Annotated in this window: 22 protein-coding genes and 1 pseudogene; 16 read left to right on the forward strand and 7 right to left on the reverse strand. The window is 30.1% G+C overall.

All coding sequences use genetic code 11. From position 1 onward, the window contains the following. Positions 1–199: 199 nt before the first annotated feature. The 6 genes from KPL51_RS11400 to KPL51_RS11425 form a co-directional block, all read right to left on the reverse strand. Positions 200–1,393 carry a S8 family serine peptidase gene (locus KPL51_RS11400; RefSeq protein WP_216161184.1) on the reverse strand — a complete coding sequence of 398 codons (1,194 nt, stop codon included), beginning with the start codon at positions 1,391–1,393 and terminating at the stop codon, positions 200–202. Positions 1,394–1,585: 192 nt separating this feature from the next. After that, complete coding sequence (locus KPL51_RS11405) at positions 1,586–2,488, reverse strand: selenium metabolism-associated LysR family transcriptional regulator (RefSeq protein WP_216161187.1); 903 nt, start codon at positions 2,486–2,488, stop codon at positions 1,586–1,588. Positions 2,489–2,640: 152 nt separating this feature from the next. Beyond that, positions 2,641–3,033, reverse strand: coding sequence for a DMT family transporter (locus KPL51_RS11410; RefSeq protein WP_216161251.1), 393 nt, complete (start codon positions 3,031–3,033; stop codon positions 2,641–2,643). A gap of 121 nt (positions 3,034–3,154) precedes the next feature. Further along, positions 3,155–3,640: a dUTP diphosphatase gene (locus tag KPL51_RS11415; protein WP_216161190.1), complete on the reverse strand. Its 486-nt coding sequence runs from the start codon at positions 3,638–3,640 to the stop codon at positions 3,155–3,157. A 38-nt stretch (positions 3,641–3,678) separates the two neighbouring features. Then, positions 3,679–4,227 carry a 2'-5' RNA ligase family protein gene (locus KPL51_RS11420; RefSeq protein WP_216161193.1) on the reverse strand — a complete coding sequence of 183 codons (549 nt, stop codon included), beginning with the start codon at positions 4,225–4,227 and terminating at the stop codon, positions 3,679–3,681. Between the two features lie 38 nt (positions 4,228–4,265). Continuing rightward, on the reverse strand, positions 4,266–4,814 hold the full coding sequence (locus KPL51_RS11425; RefSeq protein ID WP_216161196.1) for a hypothetical protein: 549 nt from the start codon (positions 4,812–4,814) through the stop codon (positions 4,266–4,268). 189 nt (positions 4,815–5,003) lie between these two features. Here KPL51_RS11425 and KPL51_RS11430 point away from each other — a divergent pair, with 189 nt between their 5' ends. The 16 genes from KPL51_RS11430 (at position 5,004) to KPL51_RS11505 (ending at position 17,344) form a co-directional block, all read left to right on the forward strand. Beyond that, entirely contained in the window at positions 5,004–5,162 is a 159-nt protein-coding gene (locus KPL51_RS11430; RefSeq protein WP_216161199.1) for a DUF1540 domain-containing protein, read from the forward strand. Positions 5,163–5,478: 316 nt separating this feature from the next. After that, a complete protein-coding gene (gene murA, locus KPL51_RS11435) occupies positions 5,479–6,735 on the forward strand; it encodes a UDP-N-acetylglucosamine 1-carboxyvinyltransferase (RefSeq protein WP_216161202.1) in 1,257 nt (418 codons plus the stop codon). Between the two features lie 25 nt (positions 6,736–6,760). After that, positions 6,761–7,546, forward strand: a complete 786-nt coding sequence (locus KPL51_RS11440) for an MBL fold metallo-hydrolase (protein WP_216161205.1) — start codon at positions 6,761–6,763, stop codon at positions 7,544–7,546. A 14-nt stretch (positions 7,547–7,560) separates the two neighbouring features. Beyond that, positions 7,561–8,124: a GerMN domain-containing protein gene (locus KPL51_RS11445; protein ID WP_216161209.1), complete on the forward strand. Its 564-nt coding sequence runs from the start codon at positions 7,561–7,563 to the stop codon at positions 8,122–8,124. A gap of 133 nt (positions 8,125–8,257) precedes the next feature. Continuing rightward, a complete protein-coding gene (locus KPL51_RS11450; RefSeq protein WP_216161212.1) occupies positions 8,258–8,755 on the forward strand; it encodes an SEC-C metal-binding domain-containing protein in 498 nt (165 codons plus the stop codon). Between the two features lie 280 nt (positions 8,756–9,035). Further along, positions 9,036–9,659, forward strand: coding sequence for a TetR/AcrR family transcriptional regulator (locus tag KPL51_RS11455; protein WP_216161216.1), 624 nt, complete (start codon positions 9,036–9,038; stop codon positions 9,657–9,659). A gap of 61 nt (positions 9,660–9,720) precedes the next feature. Beyond that, positions 9,721–10,605: an ABC transporter ATP-binding protein gene (locus tag KPL51_RS11460; RefSeq protein ID WP_216161219.1), complete on the forward strand. Its 885-nt coding sequence runs from the start codon at positions 9,721–9,723 to the stop codon at positions 10,603–10,605. 5 nt (positions 10,606–10,610) lie between these two features. After that, positions 10,611–11,408, forward strand: coding sequence for an ABC transporter permease subunit (locus tag KPL51_RS11465; protein ID WP_216161222.1), 798 nt, complete (start codon positions 10,611–10,613; stop codon positions 11,406–11,408). A gap of 90 nt (positions 11,409–11,498) precedes the next feature. Further along, the gene (locus KPL51_RS11470) at positions 11,499–12,296 is read left to right on the forward strand and encodes a DUF2705 family protein (RefSeq protein WP_216161225.1); all 798 of its coding nucleotides are present in this window, start codon (positions 11,499–11,501) and stop codon (positions 12,294–12,296) included. A gap of 201 nt (positions 12,297–12,497) precedes the next feature. After that, the gene (gene rlmH / locus KPL51_RS11475; RefSeq protein ID WP_216161228.1) at positions 12,498–12,977 is read left to right on the forward strand and encodes a 23S rRNA (pseudouridine(1915)-N(3))-methyltransferase RlmH; all 480 of its coding nucleotides are present in this window, start codon (positions 12,498–12,500) and stop codon (positions 12,975–12,977) included. A gap of 144 nt (positions 12,978–13,121) precedes the next feature. Continuing rightward, positions 13,122–13,769 carry a KpnI family restriction enzyme N-terminal domain-containing protein gene (locus KPL51_RS11480; protein WP_216161231.1) on the forward strand — a complete coding sequence of 216 codons (648 nt, stop codon included), beginning with the start codon at positions 13,122–13,124 and terminating at the stop codon, positions 13,767–13,769. Positions 13,770–13,963: 194 nt separating this feature from the next. After that, positions 13,964–15,634, forward strand: a complete 1,671-nt coding sequence (locus tag KPL51_RS11485; protein ID WP_216161234.1) for a DNA methyltransferase — start codon at positions 13,964–13,966, stop codon at positions 15,632–15,634. 115 nt (positions 15,635–15,749) lie between these two features. Further along, the gene (locus KPL51_RS11490) at positions 15,750–16,112 is read left to right on the forward strand and encodes a hypothetical protein (protein ID WP_216161237.1); all 363 of its coding nucleotides are present in this window, start codon (positions 15,750–15,752) and stop codon (positions 16,110–16,112) included. A 74-nt stretch (positions 16,113–16,186) separates the two neighbouring features. Next, positions 16,187–16,480, forward strand: coding sequence for a hypothetical protein (locus tag KPL51_RS11495; RefSeq protein ID WP_216161239.1), 294 nt, complete (start codon positions 16,187–16,189; stop codon positions 16,478–16,480). Positions 16,481–16,502: 22 nt separating this feature from the next. Next, a complete protein-coding gene (locus tag KPL51_RS11500; RefSeq protein WP_312888591.1) occupies positions 16,503–17,021 on the forward strand; it encodes a JAB domain-containing protein in 519 nt (172 codons plus the stop codon). A gap of 14 nt (positions 17,022–17,035) precedes the next feature. Continuing rightward, positions 17,036–17,344 (forward strand): DUF960 family protein, encoded by a 309-nt coding sequence (locus KPL51_RS11505; RefSeq protein WP_216161242.1) that lies wholly within the window; start codon positions 17,036–17,038, stop codon positions 17,342–17,344. Between the two features lie 247 nt (positions 17,345–17,591). On the opposite strand, the pseudogene KPL51_RS11510 reads toward KPL51_RS11505, so the two are convergent. Continuing rightward, positions 17,592–17,895, reverse strand: a pseudogene (locus KPL51_RS11510) (transposase); the annotation flags it as partial.

A 17,895-nucleotide genomic window follows, 5' to 3' on the forward strand; every position in this document is an offset into this window, starting at 1 on the left:
TCCTTTTGGCACAAAATAATAATTATGCCCTTTAAAACGTGTATTTTAAATAGTATATAATACTGTTTGGTATTAATAATTATTTCTAATTAATTATTAATATTAAAGAATAACTTTATTATACACCTAATAAATTACACTGTATATATTATTAGCAAATGTTCAAAATATATTAATATATTTCTTTTAGAAGGAAAATTTAAGGAAGCAATCTTTCTAAATTTATAATCCCAGCACCTTGCATATATTTTGGAGAATTTATTAAACTGGAGGAGACCTTTAGTAAGGCCAGAGTATCTTTGAAAGATAAATTATTATTGTTTTCATAGAGTAGAGCGCATATTCCACTTATAAAAGCAGCTGAACATGAAGTTCCTGTGTAGGTGGTATAGAGATTAGTGATATGAGCAGGGTAAAGCTTCATACCGCTTTTTTCAGAAACAAATTTTGTGTCTGATATCAAAGAACAAATATCAACACAGGCAGAAATTAAATTTGGCTTATCCTGTTTTTTAAAAGGACCACAGGAAGAATAGTCATATATTTTTGGAATCCCTATACTATCATAGCCACCTACAGTTATACAATTACTAAGGGTTGCTATGCCTCTTATGGAACTTTTAATATTTTTATTACTTCCACTAGGTAGGATTACTACCAGGCCCTTTGAAATTGCAACGTCAAAGAGTTTTGAAAACAATGAAAGAACGAATTCATCAGTTTCCATAGTTTCAAAAGGAAGGAGAAGAATCTTAATATTAAAGTCAGTGCACTCGTTAATTAAAGTATCTATTGAAAATAAAATATCAGATATAAAGCCCTTTCCTAATTTATTAAAGGCCTTAATCATATAAATATGGCTAGAACTCGCAACCCCTTTGTACATACCTTTTGATCCATAGCCACTCCCACAAATTAATCCACTCATAAAGGTGCCATGACCATTATCATCATAAGGATAGATTGAATTGTTAACAACATCCACAAATTTTTTAATCTTATTTACAGGATTCAATAAATCAGAATGCGGATACACACCACTATCAACTATTCCAATGCCAATGCCCTTTCCAGTGAGGTCATAGTTAGTTTGAAAGGATATACCATTAGAGGCCAAGATGCTATTACCACATAAATATGCATAACAATCAAAAGCTATATACGATACCTGTGGATATTCTAGTAATCTATCAATAGCAACAGAGGTTAAAATAGCACAAATACAGTTTACTCCTGGAATATGCCTTAGAATATCACATTTTAAGGATTTAATCTTATCTATGGTTTTGCTTTCAAGGGATTTGCAGTATATTATTACCCTATAGTTTTCATATAGGTTACTTATCAAAGCATGTCTCAAACTGGGATCTAATTTGTTTTTAAAGGAAAACATGTATGCCCCCTAATGTATTGTTACATTATTATAGTATATGTATCTTTTTAAAATATGTTAACAATATTTATGAATTGAAGATAATAAGTAATTTAGAAGGGCATGATTTAACAAAAAAGTATATATTACTAAAATAAAATTCAGCAATATATACTTTTTTAAGGGTTTCAATAATAAGAATTATAATTCTTATTATTCATATTCTATTAGTGAAAACATATCCTTGCACATGCTAAAGAAAGCATTAGCAATAGGGGTTAGGGTGCGTTTTGAGTTGATAATCAAATACAGATTTCTTTTTAATAGTAAATCTGTAATTTTACTAATCTTTATTTTACTACTATCAATATAATCAAAAGATATTTTCTCGGAAATAATAGATACTCCTGTTCCTAGTTTTACAAATTGAAGAAGGTTGTCCAACGTGTTCACTTCACAAAATACGTTTAACAAATCGGGATTTATACCTTTTGATTCAAGCGCTGCATCAAGGGTATTTCTAGTTGCTGAATTTTTCTCTCTGATTATAAATTTGTATTTCAATAAATCCTTTAAAGTTATTTCATCAGGAACATTCATATCAGTACTAGATATTAAAACTAAATTATCTTCCGTAAGTTTATAACTTTTAATTTTACAATTTTTTATTGTGGTGCCAACTATTGCAATTTCGCAGTGAAGATCTAAAATTTCTTTTATTATATTTCCAGAACTTTGTTCCGTAATATTAAAACGAACATCTGGGTAAAGATGGCTGAAATTTTTTATAAGGTCTGGAACTAATGAGTTACATGGAGTAGTGCTAGCTGATAAATTTAAATTTCCAGATATTACAGTATTAAAATTAGAAATATTAGAAATAGCATTATTACGGGTATTTACTATATTAATTGCATATTCTAAAAAAGATTTACCGGCAGGTGTTAAGTAAACTTCTTTAGAAGTTCTGTCAAAAAGTTGAACATTTAATTCTCTTTCTAAACTAGCTATGTGAGAACTTATTGTGGGTTGAGATAAAAAAATTGTACTAGCAGCTCTCGAGAAACTTTTAAACCTGGCTACACTAATGAAAGCTTCAATCTGTTTGAAATCCATAAGGGTCCTCCTTGCATATTCAATATATATAAATATTAGTTCTTTTTAAAGTTTAACATGAATGATTTTCATCTATAATTATGGGGGTATTTATAGTTAATTTCAATAGGCAAGTTAAAAAAATAACACTGATAAAAAATAGAAAGAGCTTATTACCCTTTCCACTTAAATACTACTATACCTGCAATCATTATGCCAATGCCTATAAACTTAGATAAGGCGAACTTAATTTGATCAGCACCAAACATTCCAAAGCTATCAATTATACTAGCTGTTAAAAGTTGTGCAACTAATATTGTTGCAATGGAGTAAGTTGGTCCTAGGTTTGTTATACCCTGCATAACAGAAAATATAATTATAGAACCTAGGACACCTCCTAGTAAATATAACTTATTTACATCTTTTATAGCTTTAAAATTACCATTACCAACTACAAGGAGTATTATTAAGGTGAGAATTAATGCAGTTCCTTGAACGAAAGCATTAGTTTCCCAAAGCCCAATTTTTTCACTAACCCTTGTATTAAAAACCCCTTGAAAACTCATACAGATGCCTGCAATTATAGAAAATATTAACCCCAATTACAATCACACTCCTCTAGGTTAGTTTACCCAGAATGTGATGTAATATTAAAAAAATAGTTATAAGATATTAAGTAATGATGATTTAATATCCATTATCTTGCCTTTCATGATTAATGTTGTTTTTATATAAATATGCATTTTCAATATCTTCTTTGGAAAATCCTAAATTTTCACCTAAGCACAAGAAATTCTGAAAAATGTTAAGATAGTTGTCCAATGAAGAACAAATTACAAAGTCTGAAATATTTATATATAAATCTAAAAATTGCTCGGATAATTCACCATCAATGTGTTTTACATTTAAAGTAATATCTTCGAAGCTTTTTTCTAAGCCAATGCTTAAAATAAAATGTATACAATCTACATACTCCTCAAGAATTACATCATTACTTGAGGGCTGTTTTGTACTCCAAAATTTAAAACAACGAGTTTCGTTTGCTAGTTCGCCCAGTTCTACTTGAAGAGATAGTACTTTTTTCCGTAATAACGGAATTCCAGCAAGGGAATGTTCTGATTCAATTCGTTTATCTAAAGCATCTTGCATTTCAAACAATTTTTGTAAGTTCATTTTTAGACCGCCTTTTCATTGGATTATGCATTTTCATTTTACAAAGTGTATTTTTTAACTACCATTTCATCATTATTATTTATAGGCTTCCATAATTCGATAGAACTAACCCTTATAGTTTTTGGGAAACTTTCATCCTTAGCTAGATGGCAAGCGGCTAAATATTCACTATCAGACCATTCTCTATCAGCAAAATTAGTATTAGCTAGTGAAATATGTAAATTCCAATTTTCAATATGTTCCCTTACCACAAATCCTTGTGAATTTAAAATAGAGTTTATGTTTTTAGATAATTCATACACCGTACCTTTATTTTGAATATTTAAGTTTACAGATTTATATGGAGGATCAAAACAAATTACACCATTTAATTCAACTTCAAACTCAGCATAGTCTAAAAGGATATCATTTAAAGAAACATTCAAATTCTCAAGGTCTGGATCAGTTATTATTTCTAGAGTTATATGAAGTTTAGGTAAATCTGTAGTAGGGCTATATAGACTATACTTTTCACAAATTGACTTTTGAAATAATTCTATATATTTGTAGGAAACTTTATCAAATAATCCAACTAAGTAGTAAATCATTTTTATCACCCTTAAATTTATAACATATTTTATGGATTCTAGTATTCTCTTAGATTGTAAGTTTTAACTACCATTTCTTTTTTATTACTAACCTGTTTCCATAATTCAAACCTAGTAACCTTTGCAAATTTAAAAAAATCATCCTTATCTAAAGTAGAATCAATACAAATTGATCCTCCATTATATGATTTTTTAATGATGTGATTGGCATTAGCCAGTAAAATACGTAAATCAATATTGTCGTCTTCACTTTTAACATTGAACCCATGTAAATCTAAGGTATCTGTAATAGTTCTTGCTAAACGATAAATATACCCTTTATCTTCAATCTTAAGATTAACTTGACTAAAATTTTCACTTAAATTAATAGCATTATTTATGTTAACCTTGAAATTTTTATAAGGAACCATGATTTTAGAAATAACCACATCTAATTTTTCTAAATCCGGGTTAGTTATAGAACTTATACATATATAAAGATTAGGGGAACTTTTGTATAGTTTATATTTTCTACAAATATCTCTTTGTATATTTTGTATTATAGTATTAGATCCGTCATCAAATAAAGCAACTAAAAAATATTTCATATTCTTCCTCCGAATAAAATTAATAACCAAGAATGGTTAACATTATTTTGATTAAATTATAACTATATTATAACATAATTTTTGAGTTTTGTATTTTCTATGTAAATTTATGTATAAGCATTTTTAGCATAATTAATATCATTTAAGTTAATAATAATTTTGTAATAAATTTAAGGAGGTGCTTTTCACATGGAACATAATGATAGTATAGGTTGTACAGTAGATGAATGCAAATTCCATTGTCATGATGATAACTATTGTACTTTAAACAAAATCGAAGTTATAAAACATGAAAGTGTTGCTAAAACACCAGAATGCACAGATTGCGCAAGTTTTAAAATGTCATAATAATATAAAAACCACCTGCTTTTTTAGCGGGTGGTTTTTATATTCTATATTTATTTTATAACTATTATTTCATATAACTCTAATACCCCCATTGCCTTTCTCTGCGTAAAATAACATACATACTTAATAAATTACTTTAGCCTAATAATCCGCTGGCTGTTAACCCTATCAATATTAACAAAAAAACAAAAATGAAAAAATACCATTTTACATTTTCAAAATAAATGTTAGAATATAATCTAGGTATGGTATAATATATGCGTATATAAAAATAAAAATAATTTAATATATAAGATATAGTGAGGATGATACAAATATGGATAGATTGGTTATTAACGGAGGTCAACCCCTACTTGGTCAAGTAGAAATAAGCGGTGCAAAAAATGCAGCAGTAGCAATTTTACCAATAGCAATAATTGCAAGTAAGGGTAGATGTATAATTGAAAATATTCCAGATATAGAAGATGTAAACTGTATCGAAAGAATATTGGAGAGTTTAGGTTGTAAAATTAAAAGAGAAAAAGATTCAGTTTCTATAGATAGTACAAACATAAATAGCATGGATGCTAATTCAGAAGATGTAAGAGCAATGAGAGCATCATATTATTTGATTGGTGCTCTTTTAGCTAGATTTAAAAGAGCTAAGGTAGACCTTCCAGGGGGATGTCCTATAGGGGTAAGACCTATAGATCAACATATAAAAGGGTTTGAGGCACTTGGAGCAACTGTAACTATTGAGAATGGTGCTGTAAATGTTGAGGCAGATAGACTAATTGGAACTAGCATTTATTTTGATGTAGTCAGTGTTGGTGCAACAATAAATGTGATGGCTGCTGCAACACTTGCAGAAGGTACAACTATTTTAGAAAATTCTGCGAAAGAACCTCATGTAGTTGACGTAGCTAACTTCTTAAACTCTATGGGAGCTAATGTTAAAGGCGCAGGTACTGATGTTATAAGGATTATAGGTGTAAAAGAATTAACAGGATGTACTTATAGTGTAATTCCAGATCAAATTGAGGCGGGTACCTTTATGATAGCAGCTGCTGCTTGTGGTGGAGAAGTAACTGTAAATAATGTTATCCCAAAACATCTTGAATCAATTTCTGCAAAACTTATGGAAATGGGAGCAGAAGTACATGAAGGTGGAGACAGTGTTACGGTTAAAGCTAGTGGAAGACTTAAGGCTGTAAATATTAAGACCTTGCCTTACCCTGGATTTCCAACGGATGTACAACAACCGATGAATACATTGTTATGTGTTTCGGAGGGCAGAAGCATAATAAATGAAAGCATCTGGGAAGCTAGATTTAAACATGTGGATGAATTAAAAAAAATGGGGGCTTCCATAAAAGTTGAAGGAAGTGTTGCTACAGTAGATGGTGTCGATAAACTTATTGGAGCTGTGGTAATAGCATCAGATTTAAGAGCTGGAGCAGCATTAGTTATTGCCGGGCTTATAGCAGAAGGTACTACTGAAATTTTAGGCATAGAACATATTGATAGAGGATATCCAAATATTGAAGAAAAGTTCAGGAGTATAGGTGCAGATATAAGTAGAGTTAAGGCATAACAATTTAAAATTAAAGGAGACAATTATGATTTTTTGTCCATTATATAGTGGGAGTAGTGGAAATAGCGTATTTGTAGCTTCACAAGACACAAAAATTTTAGTGGATGTTGGTATGCCAGGGAAAAGTATTGAAAGTGCGCTTAAACATATTAATCAAAATCCTAATGATATTGATGGTATTTTTATTACTCACGAGCATTCTGATCACATAAAAGGTGCGGGAATTGTTTCTAGAAGATATAACATACCAATATATGCAAATGAAGACACTTGGAAAGCTATGGAAAGTAAAATAGGCAATATAAAGGAACATAATATAAAAATTATTAATAGTAATTTTGTGGATATAAATGATATGCATATAGTAAACTATAATATATCACATGATGCTGCAGCACCTATAGGATATGCTTTTTATAGTGGAAACAAGAAGGCTTGCATAGCTACAGATTTAGGCTATTTTTCTGATGAAGTAAAGAATATAATAAAAGATGCAGATGTAATACTACTGGAGAGTAATCATGATGTTGAAATGGTGAAGTTTGGGCCATATCCTTATCCTTTAAAAAGAAGAATATTAAGTGATGTGGGTCATTTATCAAACGATGCATGTGGGAAAGCAATAGTAGATATAATTAATGATAAGCAAAAGCATATTATTCTAGGTCATTTAAGTAAAACAAATAATTTCCCTGATTTAGCCTATCAGACAGTAATTAATATACTTAAAGATAATTATATTGAAATCGGTAGGGACATTTCTTTGAATTTAGCTAGAAGGGACATGCCAAGTGATGTAATTGATTTTTAAAGGAGAGGTCAAATATGAAAAAAGCAATAAAAATATTATTATGTTCATTGCTAATTATTTCAACGGTATCATTTTTTGGGTGTGAAAAAAAAGATCAAAAGAGTGTTACAAATAAAGAAAAACTTGAAAATCTAACACTTCCCCTAGAAAAAGATGACTTCATCCAAGTAGGCATTTATTTTGATGGTACTAAAGATGGTTCTAATGCACAAGTAGTTAAAGAAGAGAGAATTATTAATAAAGAAGAGCTTATTGGGGAAATTATTATGCAAGAACTTATAAAAGGACCTAGTATAAAAAGTGGGCTAAAACCAATACTATCTAAAGAAACTAGGCTATTAAGTTTCTCTATTAAAGACAGTATTGCCTATGTTAATTTAAGTAAAGAAGCAAAAATAACTATGTCAGTTGCAAAAGAAAAAAGCTGCTTAGAAGGTATAGCTACGTCACTTACTCAATTGCCATCTGTAGAAAAAGTTAAAATAACAATGGAAAATAAGGATGTAGATACTTTAGGTGGAAACTTTAATATATCCAAGCCCTTTAATAAAGGGGAAATAGTATCTATCAAAAAATAGGGATTTAGCTTTAAAAAGTGCTAAAAATGCATTTTATTTAAGAGTTTTAAACATAAATGTTGAAAATTAATGAAATATTTATTATAATAACGTTATATAACAAAATACATTATCATTCGAAGGAGACTAGAGCATGAGTTTATATAAAGAGTGGACAGATATGGTGGTTGACTATGTTAAACGTAGAGGAGAGCCTGCATTTTGGCAAGAATACGGGGAAGTAGAAAAACGCATATACACTAAATTATTATCAAACCATAAAGACGAAGTTAAGGGTACCATAGAAGAACTTGCAAAACATTTTGATGTATCTACAATTTATTTTATGGGATTTACTGATGGAATAAACGACAGTCTTTTAGAAACTATAGTACTAGAAGAAACTGAGGCAGGTACTGAGGTAGACTTTAAGATAGACTATGAAAAACTTTATTTTAATATGCTAGACGCAAAAGCAGATTATCTGTATGAGCTTCCTCAATGGGAAGGGATTTTTTCTAAAGAAAAAAGAAAAGAAATTCAAAAAACTTATAAAGATTCAAAAACAGTAGTTAATACTGAGAAGATTGGAAGAAATGACTTATGTCCTTGCGGAAGTGGAAAAAAATATAAAAAATGTTGTGGGAAATAGAGTTTGTTGTAATCATAACTATTTAGCCACTATTTTAAGCAACCTTCATGATAGAAGTAAATTAAAATTATTTTAATAGTTGAATGATTACAAACAAGTTATAAAAAGTAAAACCTTACACTCTTTGTGTAAGGTTTTACTTTTTTTGTAATATAATAAATCAAGAGAGCAAAATACATAAAAAGTATATTGACCAAGGTGGTCAATAATGATATAATAACATTATTGAAATACTATAATAACATTTAAACAATAATAAACTAGGAAGTGTGGTGAAATTATGTTTTCAAAGTTTTTAAATTTAAAGACCGAAAAGCAAGAGAGAATATTACAGGCAGCAATAAAAGAATTTGCAGATAAAGGCTTTGAAAGTGCATCCACAAATGAGATTGTAAAAGAAGCTGGGATATCAAAGGGAATTTTATTTCATTATTTTCAAAACAAGAAAAAGCTATTTTTATTTGTGTTTGATTACTGCGTGGAAGTTTGTATGGATGAGTTTTTTGAAAAAGTTGATGAAAAACAAAGTGATATTTTTGAGAAATTACGTCAAATAGCATCATTTAAACTGGAGCTCTTGAACAAATATCCTAGTATTTTTAAATTTATTGAAAGTGCCATAGGTGAGGAATGTAGTGAGGTAAAAAGTGAAATAGAAGAAAGAAAGAAAGAACTTGCTGAGAGTAACTATAGTAAAGTATTTAATAATATTGATAAAACAAAATTTCGTGAGGGTGTTGATGTAAATAGGGCCATCAATATTATAATGTGGACACTTGACGGGTTTGGAACAAGCGAACTTAAAAAGGCAAAAGCATCTGCAGCTAAACAGATGGACTATGAAAAAGTTTTTCATGAGATGGATAGTTATATAGATATATTTAAAAATAGCTTTTATAAATAGTAATAAAGCTTCCAAAAACACCTTTAAGTGAGTACAAAAAAATTACATGGGAGGTTAAAAAATGAATGTTATTGAAATTAAGAATTTGACCAAAAGTTATGGTAAGGCAAGAGGAATTACAGATGTGAGTTTTAATGTGAAACAAGGAGAGATTTTTGGGTTTATTGGACCTAATGGTGCTGGAAAATCAACAACAATAAGAACACTATTATCACTAATTTATCCCACCAGTGGTAGTGCTATGATTTTTGGAATGGACTGTGTAAAATATGGTCCTAAGATAAAGGAGAAAATAGGATATTTACCTTCAGAGGTTTTCTATTATGACAATATGAAAGTTATAGACCTTCTAAAGTATTCAGCAAGTTTCTACAAGAAAGATTGTAGCAAGAGAATTACAGAACTATCTGAGATAATGGATCTTGATCTTAATAAGAAAATCGATGATTTATCATATGGTAATAAAAAGAAGGTTGGCATTGTCCAAGGACTGCTTCATTCACCTAAACTTATTATACTTGATGAGCCTACAAGTGGACTTGACCCACTTATGCAACAAAAGTTTTTTGATCTTCTGGAGGAGGAGAATAGAAAAGGTGCGACCATTTTACTTTCTTCTCATATTTTAAGTGAGGTCCAGAGGTTATGTGATCGTGTTGCCATTATTAAAGAGGGTAAAATCATAAAGGTTGAAAAAATTAGTACTCTACAAGAAAGTAACCATAAAAAATTTAAAATTGAAGTTAAATCAAAAATAGAAGATAATTACTTTAACATAAGTGGGGTAAGCGCTTTGGAAATAAAAGGTAATATAATAAGCTTTTTATTTAGAGGCAATATTAATTTTATTATGAAAAAAATTTCGGAAATAGAAATCAATAATCTTTGGATTGAAGAGCCAGATCTTGAAGAGATTTTTATGCATTACTATGAAAAGGAGGACTAAGAGCTATGAATATGTATCTACACGAACTTAAGGCTTATAGAAAATCAACCATCATATGGACGTGTTCCTTAGTTGCGCTAGTTGTGGTTTTCTTATCAATGTATCCTGCTTTTTCAAAGGAAGCAGAAGCATTTAAAAAGTTAATGGAAGGATTTCCAGAGCCAGTAAGAAAAGCATTTGGACTATCTGTAGAGAGTATGTCCTCTATTTTAGGCTTTTACTCCTATATATTTTTATATTTAACACTTTGTGGTGCAATTCAAGCTATGAACCTAGGAACCTCACTTGTATCAAAGGAAGTGCAGGGCAAAACAGCAGATTTTCTTTTAACGAAACCAGTTACTCGTAGGAATATTATGACATCAAAGCTAATAGCTGCATTAACATGCCTAGTAATTACAAATGTAGTCTACCTAGTGGTTGCTAGTTTTATGGCTTCTATTGTAAAAACAGGTGATTATAGCTATAAGATATTCTTTATGCTTTCTATTACATTGTTTTTCATCCAGCTTATGTTTCTATCACTGGGGGGGTTAATTTCTGTGGTGGCTTCCAAGATAAAATCTGTGTTACCTATTTCTTTAGGCACAGTATTTACATTTTTTATTATTGGAATGTTTTCATCAACTACGGGGGATACTGCTATGCGTTATATTACTCCCTTTAAATATTTTGACACAAACTATATTATGAAAAATTCTAGTTATGAGAGTTCATATATTGTTATTGAAATAGTGTTTATTATTATAGCAATTTATGCCAGTTATTTTGTATATGACAAAAGAGATGTCCACATCGTTTAAAGATATTTAAGCACAGAAGGTTACGATTAAAGGATTACTAATAGTTGAAAGCTATTTAGGGTTTAATAAGGAATATACGGAGGTTAGTTTATGAATATATTTATTGTAGAGATGAAGGCCCATAGGAAAAGTCTTATTATATGGACTTTTGGTATAATATTTATGGTTGGAGCTGGCATGGGAAAATTTGCAGCATTATCAACCTCAGGCCAATCTATGAACGAGCTATTGGCTCAGATGCCAAAATCTATGCTAGCCATGCTTGGTATAGGTACTCTAGATTTATCAAAGGCTAGTGGTTATTATGGAATGCTTTTTTTATACTTAGTGCTTATGGCAACGATTCATGCTGTTATGCTAGGCGCTGATATAATTTCAAAGGAAGAAAGAGATAAAACCGCAGAGTTTTTACTTGTAAAACCTATTTCAAGAAATAAAGTCATAACATCAAAACTGTTAGCAGGTACAGTGAATATTTTAATATTTAATATTGTAACTTTGGTTTCTTCAATAATTATTGTAGGAAAATATAGCAAAGGTGAATCGGTGAGTGCAGACATTGTAGTTCTCATGGTTGGAATGCTTATTCTGCAACTTATGTTTATGCTTATTGGTACAGCCATAGCCGCTGCATGCAAAAATTCAAGGTCTGCTACAGCTATTTCTACAGGGGTGATATTAATTACCTTTATATTATCAATAGCAATAGACATAGACAGTAAGATTAAAAATTTAAAATATCTTACGCCATTTAAATACTATGAGGCTAAAGATTTGATGTTTGGAGGTGGCCTTCAATGGAGTTTTGTAATTTTATCAATTATAATTATTTCAGTAATGATCTGTATCACATATGTATTTTATAAAAAAAGAGATTTGAGTATTTAGTAATCTGGAAAAAACGTTTATAGCATGGGGTTTTGAACCATGCTATTTGTTTTTAGCTTATAATGGTATATTATATGTGTGATAATCACATTATAAGTAAACTAAAAAACAATAAGCTTTAAGGATAATTCTAAAGTGATGTTTCACTTTAGTGTATTATTAAGGTTCGAGGATATAGATATATGATAAAGGAGACCTAGAATGAACATAACTGTAATATGCGTAGGGAAAATAAAAGAGAAATATTTAAAAAGTGCTATAGAGGAATATACAAAAAGACTATCTCGTTATTGTAAGCTGAGCATTGTTGAATTAAATGACGAGAAAACTCCAGATAATGCTTCAGAAAAAGAAGAAACTATAATAAAAGAAAAAGAAGGGGAGGCAATAGTTAAGAGTATAAAGGATAATATGTTTGTAATTGCTCTAGAGCTTGCGGGAAACATGCTATCTTCAGCGGAACTTTCAAATTACATAATGGATTTAGGAGTAAGGGGTGAGAGCAATATAGCTTTTGTTATTGGGGGGTCATTAGGTTTATCCAAGGCAGTTTTAGAAAGAGCCAATTATAAATTATGCTTTTCAAAGATGACTTTCCCACATCAACTATTTCGAGTTATGCTACTAGAACAGATTTATAGAGGGTTTAGAATAATAAGTGGAGAACCGTACCACAAGTAACGGTGACTTTTTATTATAGAAGGTTGATATGGCTAGCATACATAAGTGAGATAATAAGCAGATTAACTACCTTTTAACCTGGAATATTGAGGACAAGTTGAACATAATTTCCTAATGTAGTATGATATATTAGGGGTGGAAATTATGGAACAAATAGAATATGCCACAATTGACAAGGATTTATACAAGCAAAAAACAATTATAAAAAGGATAGAAGCATTATTTTTAAATAATGTAGGTAAGATAGTTACGAATACTCAGTTGGTTGAAGTTGCAAAAGACCCTATAACTGGTAAAGAACCGGAGAATTGGCATCAGAGATTATCAGAATTAAGGACTAATTACGGGTATACAATATTAAGCCAAAGAGATAGGTGTGGATTGAAGCTTGGAGAATATTTGCTGGTATCAATTGAAAAAAGAGAAAAGATAAACAAAAGAGTTTATCCATCAAAAGAATGTTGGAAAAAGATTTTAAAGAGAGCAAACAATTGTTGTGAGTGGTCAGAAGGTGGTGTTATATGTGACTTAAAAGAGGGAGATATTGACCCTATCGGCGGTGGGAAAGTTAAATTAACTGCTGACCATTTACAGCCACATTCATATGGACAAGTAGTTGATATGGATAATCCTGATGATTGGCAAGCACTTTGTGGTAGGCACCAAGTAGTAAAGAAAAATTTTTGGAATAATAAGACAGGTAAGTTGAATATTAAGGCTATATTACAATCAGTGACAGTGAAAGAAAAAGAGGAAGCATATAATTTCTTGAAAGATTACTTTAAAGAATAAGAGCGTTAAAGTTATTGGAATTTATTAATATAAACTAATTTCTAAAAAGTAGTTAATTAATATTCAAATATAGTATATACTAAAACGAGGAGAAATTTCCTCGTTTTTGTTTTGAAAATAATAATAGTTAATAAGTAAGTATCTAGTGGTAGTTTAGGTAGAATAAAAATAAGCTAATGAGGAGTGAATTTTGATTGAAAAATATTGAATCTCCTATAAATCATATAATTAAACCAGACACATGGCAAAAGAGATATGAGGTTCATAAGTATTGGGGTAAAAAGCCTTCAAATGTTATTGCTGAGTATATTAATTACTTCACTAATGAAGGAGATACTATTTTAGACGTTTTTTCAGGATTTGGAGTCACCACAATAGAAGCAGTAGTAAATAATAGGGTTGGTATTGGCGTAGACATAAATCCTATATCAAAATATATTTGTGAATCAATGCTTAAATATGTTGATTTAAAAGAATTTAAAGATGAATATAAAAAGATGGAATTAGAATTAACTAATGATATGGAATGGTTATATAGTACTAAGTGTCCTAACTGTAGTGAACCTTGTAAAATAGTTTCAACTATATGGGAAGATAATGCTCCTATCGAAATAAAGTATTTATGTAAACATTGTAAAGCTAAAGGTATAAAATCATTAGATGAGTTAGATTTAGAAAAAATCAAAGAAATTAACAATACAAAAATAAAGTATTGGTATCCAAAAGATAAGGTGTTTGAAGGCTGGGAAACAAAAAAGCTTAAGAAAGCAGGGATACAAGATTTTAGTGATATATACTCTAAACGAAACTTATATGCACTAAGTTCTATATTCAATTATATTGTTAATATTGATAATAAGACAATAAGAGAAATTTTTATTGTTACTTTTACTTCAATGATAGCACAAGCATCTAAAATGATTGCCAACTATAAAGGGAATTCAGGTGGTCCATCGTGGAAAATAAACACATATTGGTTACCTAAAAGCTGGCAGGAATTGAATGCATGGCACTATTTTGGGAATAGATATAAGAAAATGCTAAAAGGAAAGGAAGAGACAAACAGGCTTATCGGAGATAACAATAATTACAAATTCTTACTCAAATCTTCTAGCAATCTTTCAAATGAGATTAAAAATAATTCGGTTGATTATATTTTCACAGACCCTCCATATGGAGGTGAAGGTATTCAGTATTTAGAGTTAAGTTTTATATGGAACTCTTGGCTGAGATACTTTAATGAGAAAATTGATTGGAGTAATGAAGTTGTATTTAATCCTTACAGAGAAGGTAATTTTGATGAGAAACATTATGAAATTAAGCTAACAGAGGTATTTAAAGAAGCTTATAGAGTACTTAAGGATGGAGCTTGGATGACGGTAACATTTGCTAATAAGGACTTGAAAATTTGGAATTCAATAATTAGAGCCTTTAAAAACTCCGGATTCCACTTAATAAATATTGTTCCAATGGAAGCATCAGCACCAAATATTACACAAATGTTGTTAAAAGAAACTCCAAAGACAGATTTGATTATAAATGTAAGAAAGTTAATAAATAAACCAACTAATCAAACTGTTTTTAATGATTTTAACTTTAATATTAAATTAGAGGAAATTGCTGATAATCATATAGATAGGAACGGAAGAGTAAGTCTTAATACATTATTTGATGACCTCTTAATAGAATGGTTTACAATTAAATATTCGCACGAAAATTTTGATGCTCAGTTAGTCGATTTTGATAAAAGAATGATAACTGACTACATGAATAATAGTAAGTTGCACAGTTTATATGATTGTACAGAAACAAATGAATTAAGAAAAAAGGCTGATATAGAATGGACTACAAGTAGTAAATCATAAAAATATTTAGTGTAGTTAAGTTAAGTAGTTTTAATATATATAATTAATAAAGAAACTCATACCTGTATGAAAATACGGATAAGAGTTTCTTTATTTTATTTAGGAGGTAGTATTAATGATTGAGATAGCATATTTAAAAGAAATGGACAAGTTAAAAGATATGCCACAGGAGGTACAAGAAAAAATCCAAGGCATATTGAAGATACTAGACTCAGAATACGGAGCAGATAGAAGGAAATACGAAGACAATGGAGGGTATATCATAGTTGTAGAGAGAAAAGAGGACTTTAAAGAGATAAAGGATAAGACGTACATTAATATTGATGATGCTATAACTGAATATACAGACAAAATAGTATGTAGTAATGGTGAAGTTTATACCAATTCATTGATATTATCTAATAATGATTATGCAATATTACTACTAATTCCAATGGAATTAACACCGCAAAATCTTATAAACTATATGATAGATTAAAAGCCTTAATTACCGATACAACGGTGATTAAGGCTTTTATTATTGTTTTTGGCAAAAAACATAGGAGGTTTATTATGGCAAGAAAAATAATAAAGGAGACTAAATACTGTCAGATATTGAATCAAGGGAAATTAGCTGATGAAGAATATACCTATTGTATCGAAAAGATATTTATTAAAGACAAGAAGAGGGATGAGATTAGGTTCAGCTTATATAAGGATACTATAAAATCAAAAGAGAGGTATGTTCCACGTTCATTAGATGTAACAGAGGAACAGCTATTGCAATTAATGAAGGAAGCAATAGTAGGTTCAGTATTTTCAAAGGAATTTGTAAAGAGTTTAGCTGTACTATTGAATGTAAAATAATTAATGGAAAGAAGGTAGAAATATGTCAAAGAGCGTATATTGTGTTGATAAAATAGACGAAGGTAAAAAGGAAATGATAACAGCTGAAAATAAAAATACACCTGCTAAAAGGATTAATATAGTATCCATAAAAATGGTAAGAGAAGCAACTATCCTATATAACATACGAAAGATAACGAGTCCAGCAGATGCGGTGGAGCTTGGGAAAAAAATCCTTGAAAACTCAGACCGTGAGCATTTGTGGTTACTTTGCCTTGACACGAAAAATCAGCCAGTTGCACTGAATGAAGTTTCGGTAGGGAGCCTTTCTTGCTCAATTGTTCATCCTCGTGAGGTATTCAAGGCAGCCATTCTAAGCAATGCAGCTTCAATAATACTTTTCCACAACCATCCTTCAGGAGACCCTTCAGCCTCAAATGAAGATATAAAAATCACAACAAGGCTCAAAGAATGTGGGGAAATACTAGGGGTACCACTCATTGACCACATAATTATTGGAAATGAAAAATATTGTAGTCTAAAAGAAAAAGGAATATTATAGGAGGAATTGAGGGTATGTTTGATAATGCTAGGTATATTACAAGTGGAATAAATGAGGAAGTTGATGAATCCATCCAAGTACTATTATGGAACTTTATTGACTTATTAAAGCTAAAAGAAGATTTTACAATAGACTGGCTACAAGTATTTGAGCTTAGGGAAATAAGCAATAGTAAGACCTTTAATCAAGAAATAGTGCACTCGCAGGAAGAGCCATTATACAAGAAGCATTACTTAGTGGCAGTAGACAAGCCTATTAGTACTAAAATATATGTTATTGATGACTCGGAGCAAAGTGTACTGATGTTATCAAAAGAATACTAAATTGATAGTGTTAACTAACCTATGAAAAAACTAGATTAAAAATTTTAAGATTTAAATTGCACCATGAAAAGTGAAAATATACCTAAAAGTAATGAAACATTAGTTTTGTTATCAACAAAACTTTGGCTTTTTTTCTTGTCAAGTAAAAAAGTGCAGCAAAAATACACCTTTAAGATTGTCCCTTTTTTTTCAGAACACTGAAGGTGAAGCTAATTTGCTTATATCAAAAGCTAAATCGTAAATCCAGCTATATAACCTGCTTTTCAATTATAAGTTGTTGAGAAAGTTCAATTAATTTTTGCCATTTGCCAGGCATCGTTGGAATTTTCTCAAGCTCAGGAATAGAGTTTAATGGTCCCCAATAGGAGTAGCTATGGGGGCGGAGAAAGTTATAATAGGCTACAAATAAAGCTAAGTGCGTGTTGGAACCTTCTTCACTACCAAAACCATTTGTAACCCTATAGGAGAATTTAAAGGTTCTGTTTAGACGTTCTATTATTTGTTTAAGCCAACGATATTCAGTTGAAATAGGATCAGAATTAGTAAGTCCA

This window comes from Clostridium bowmanii (assembly GCF_018861315.1).
GTDB classification, from domain to species: Bacteria; Bacillota; Clostridia; order Clostridiales; family Clostridiaceae; genus Clostridium_AD; species Clostridium_AD bowmanii.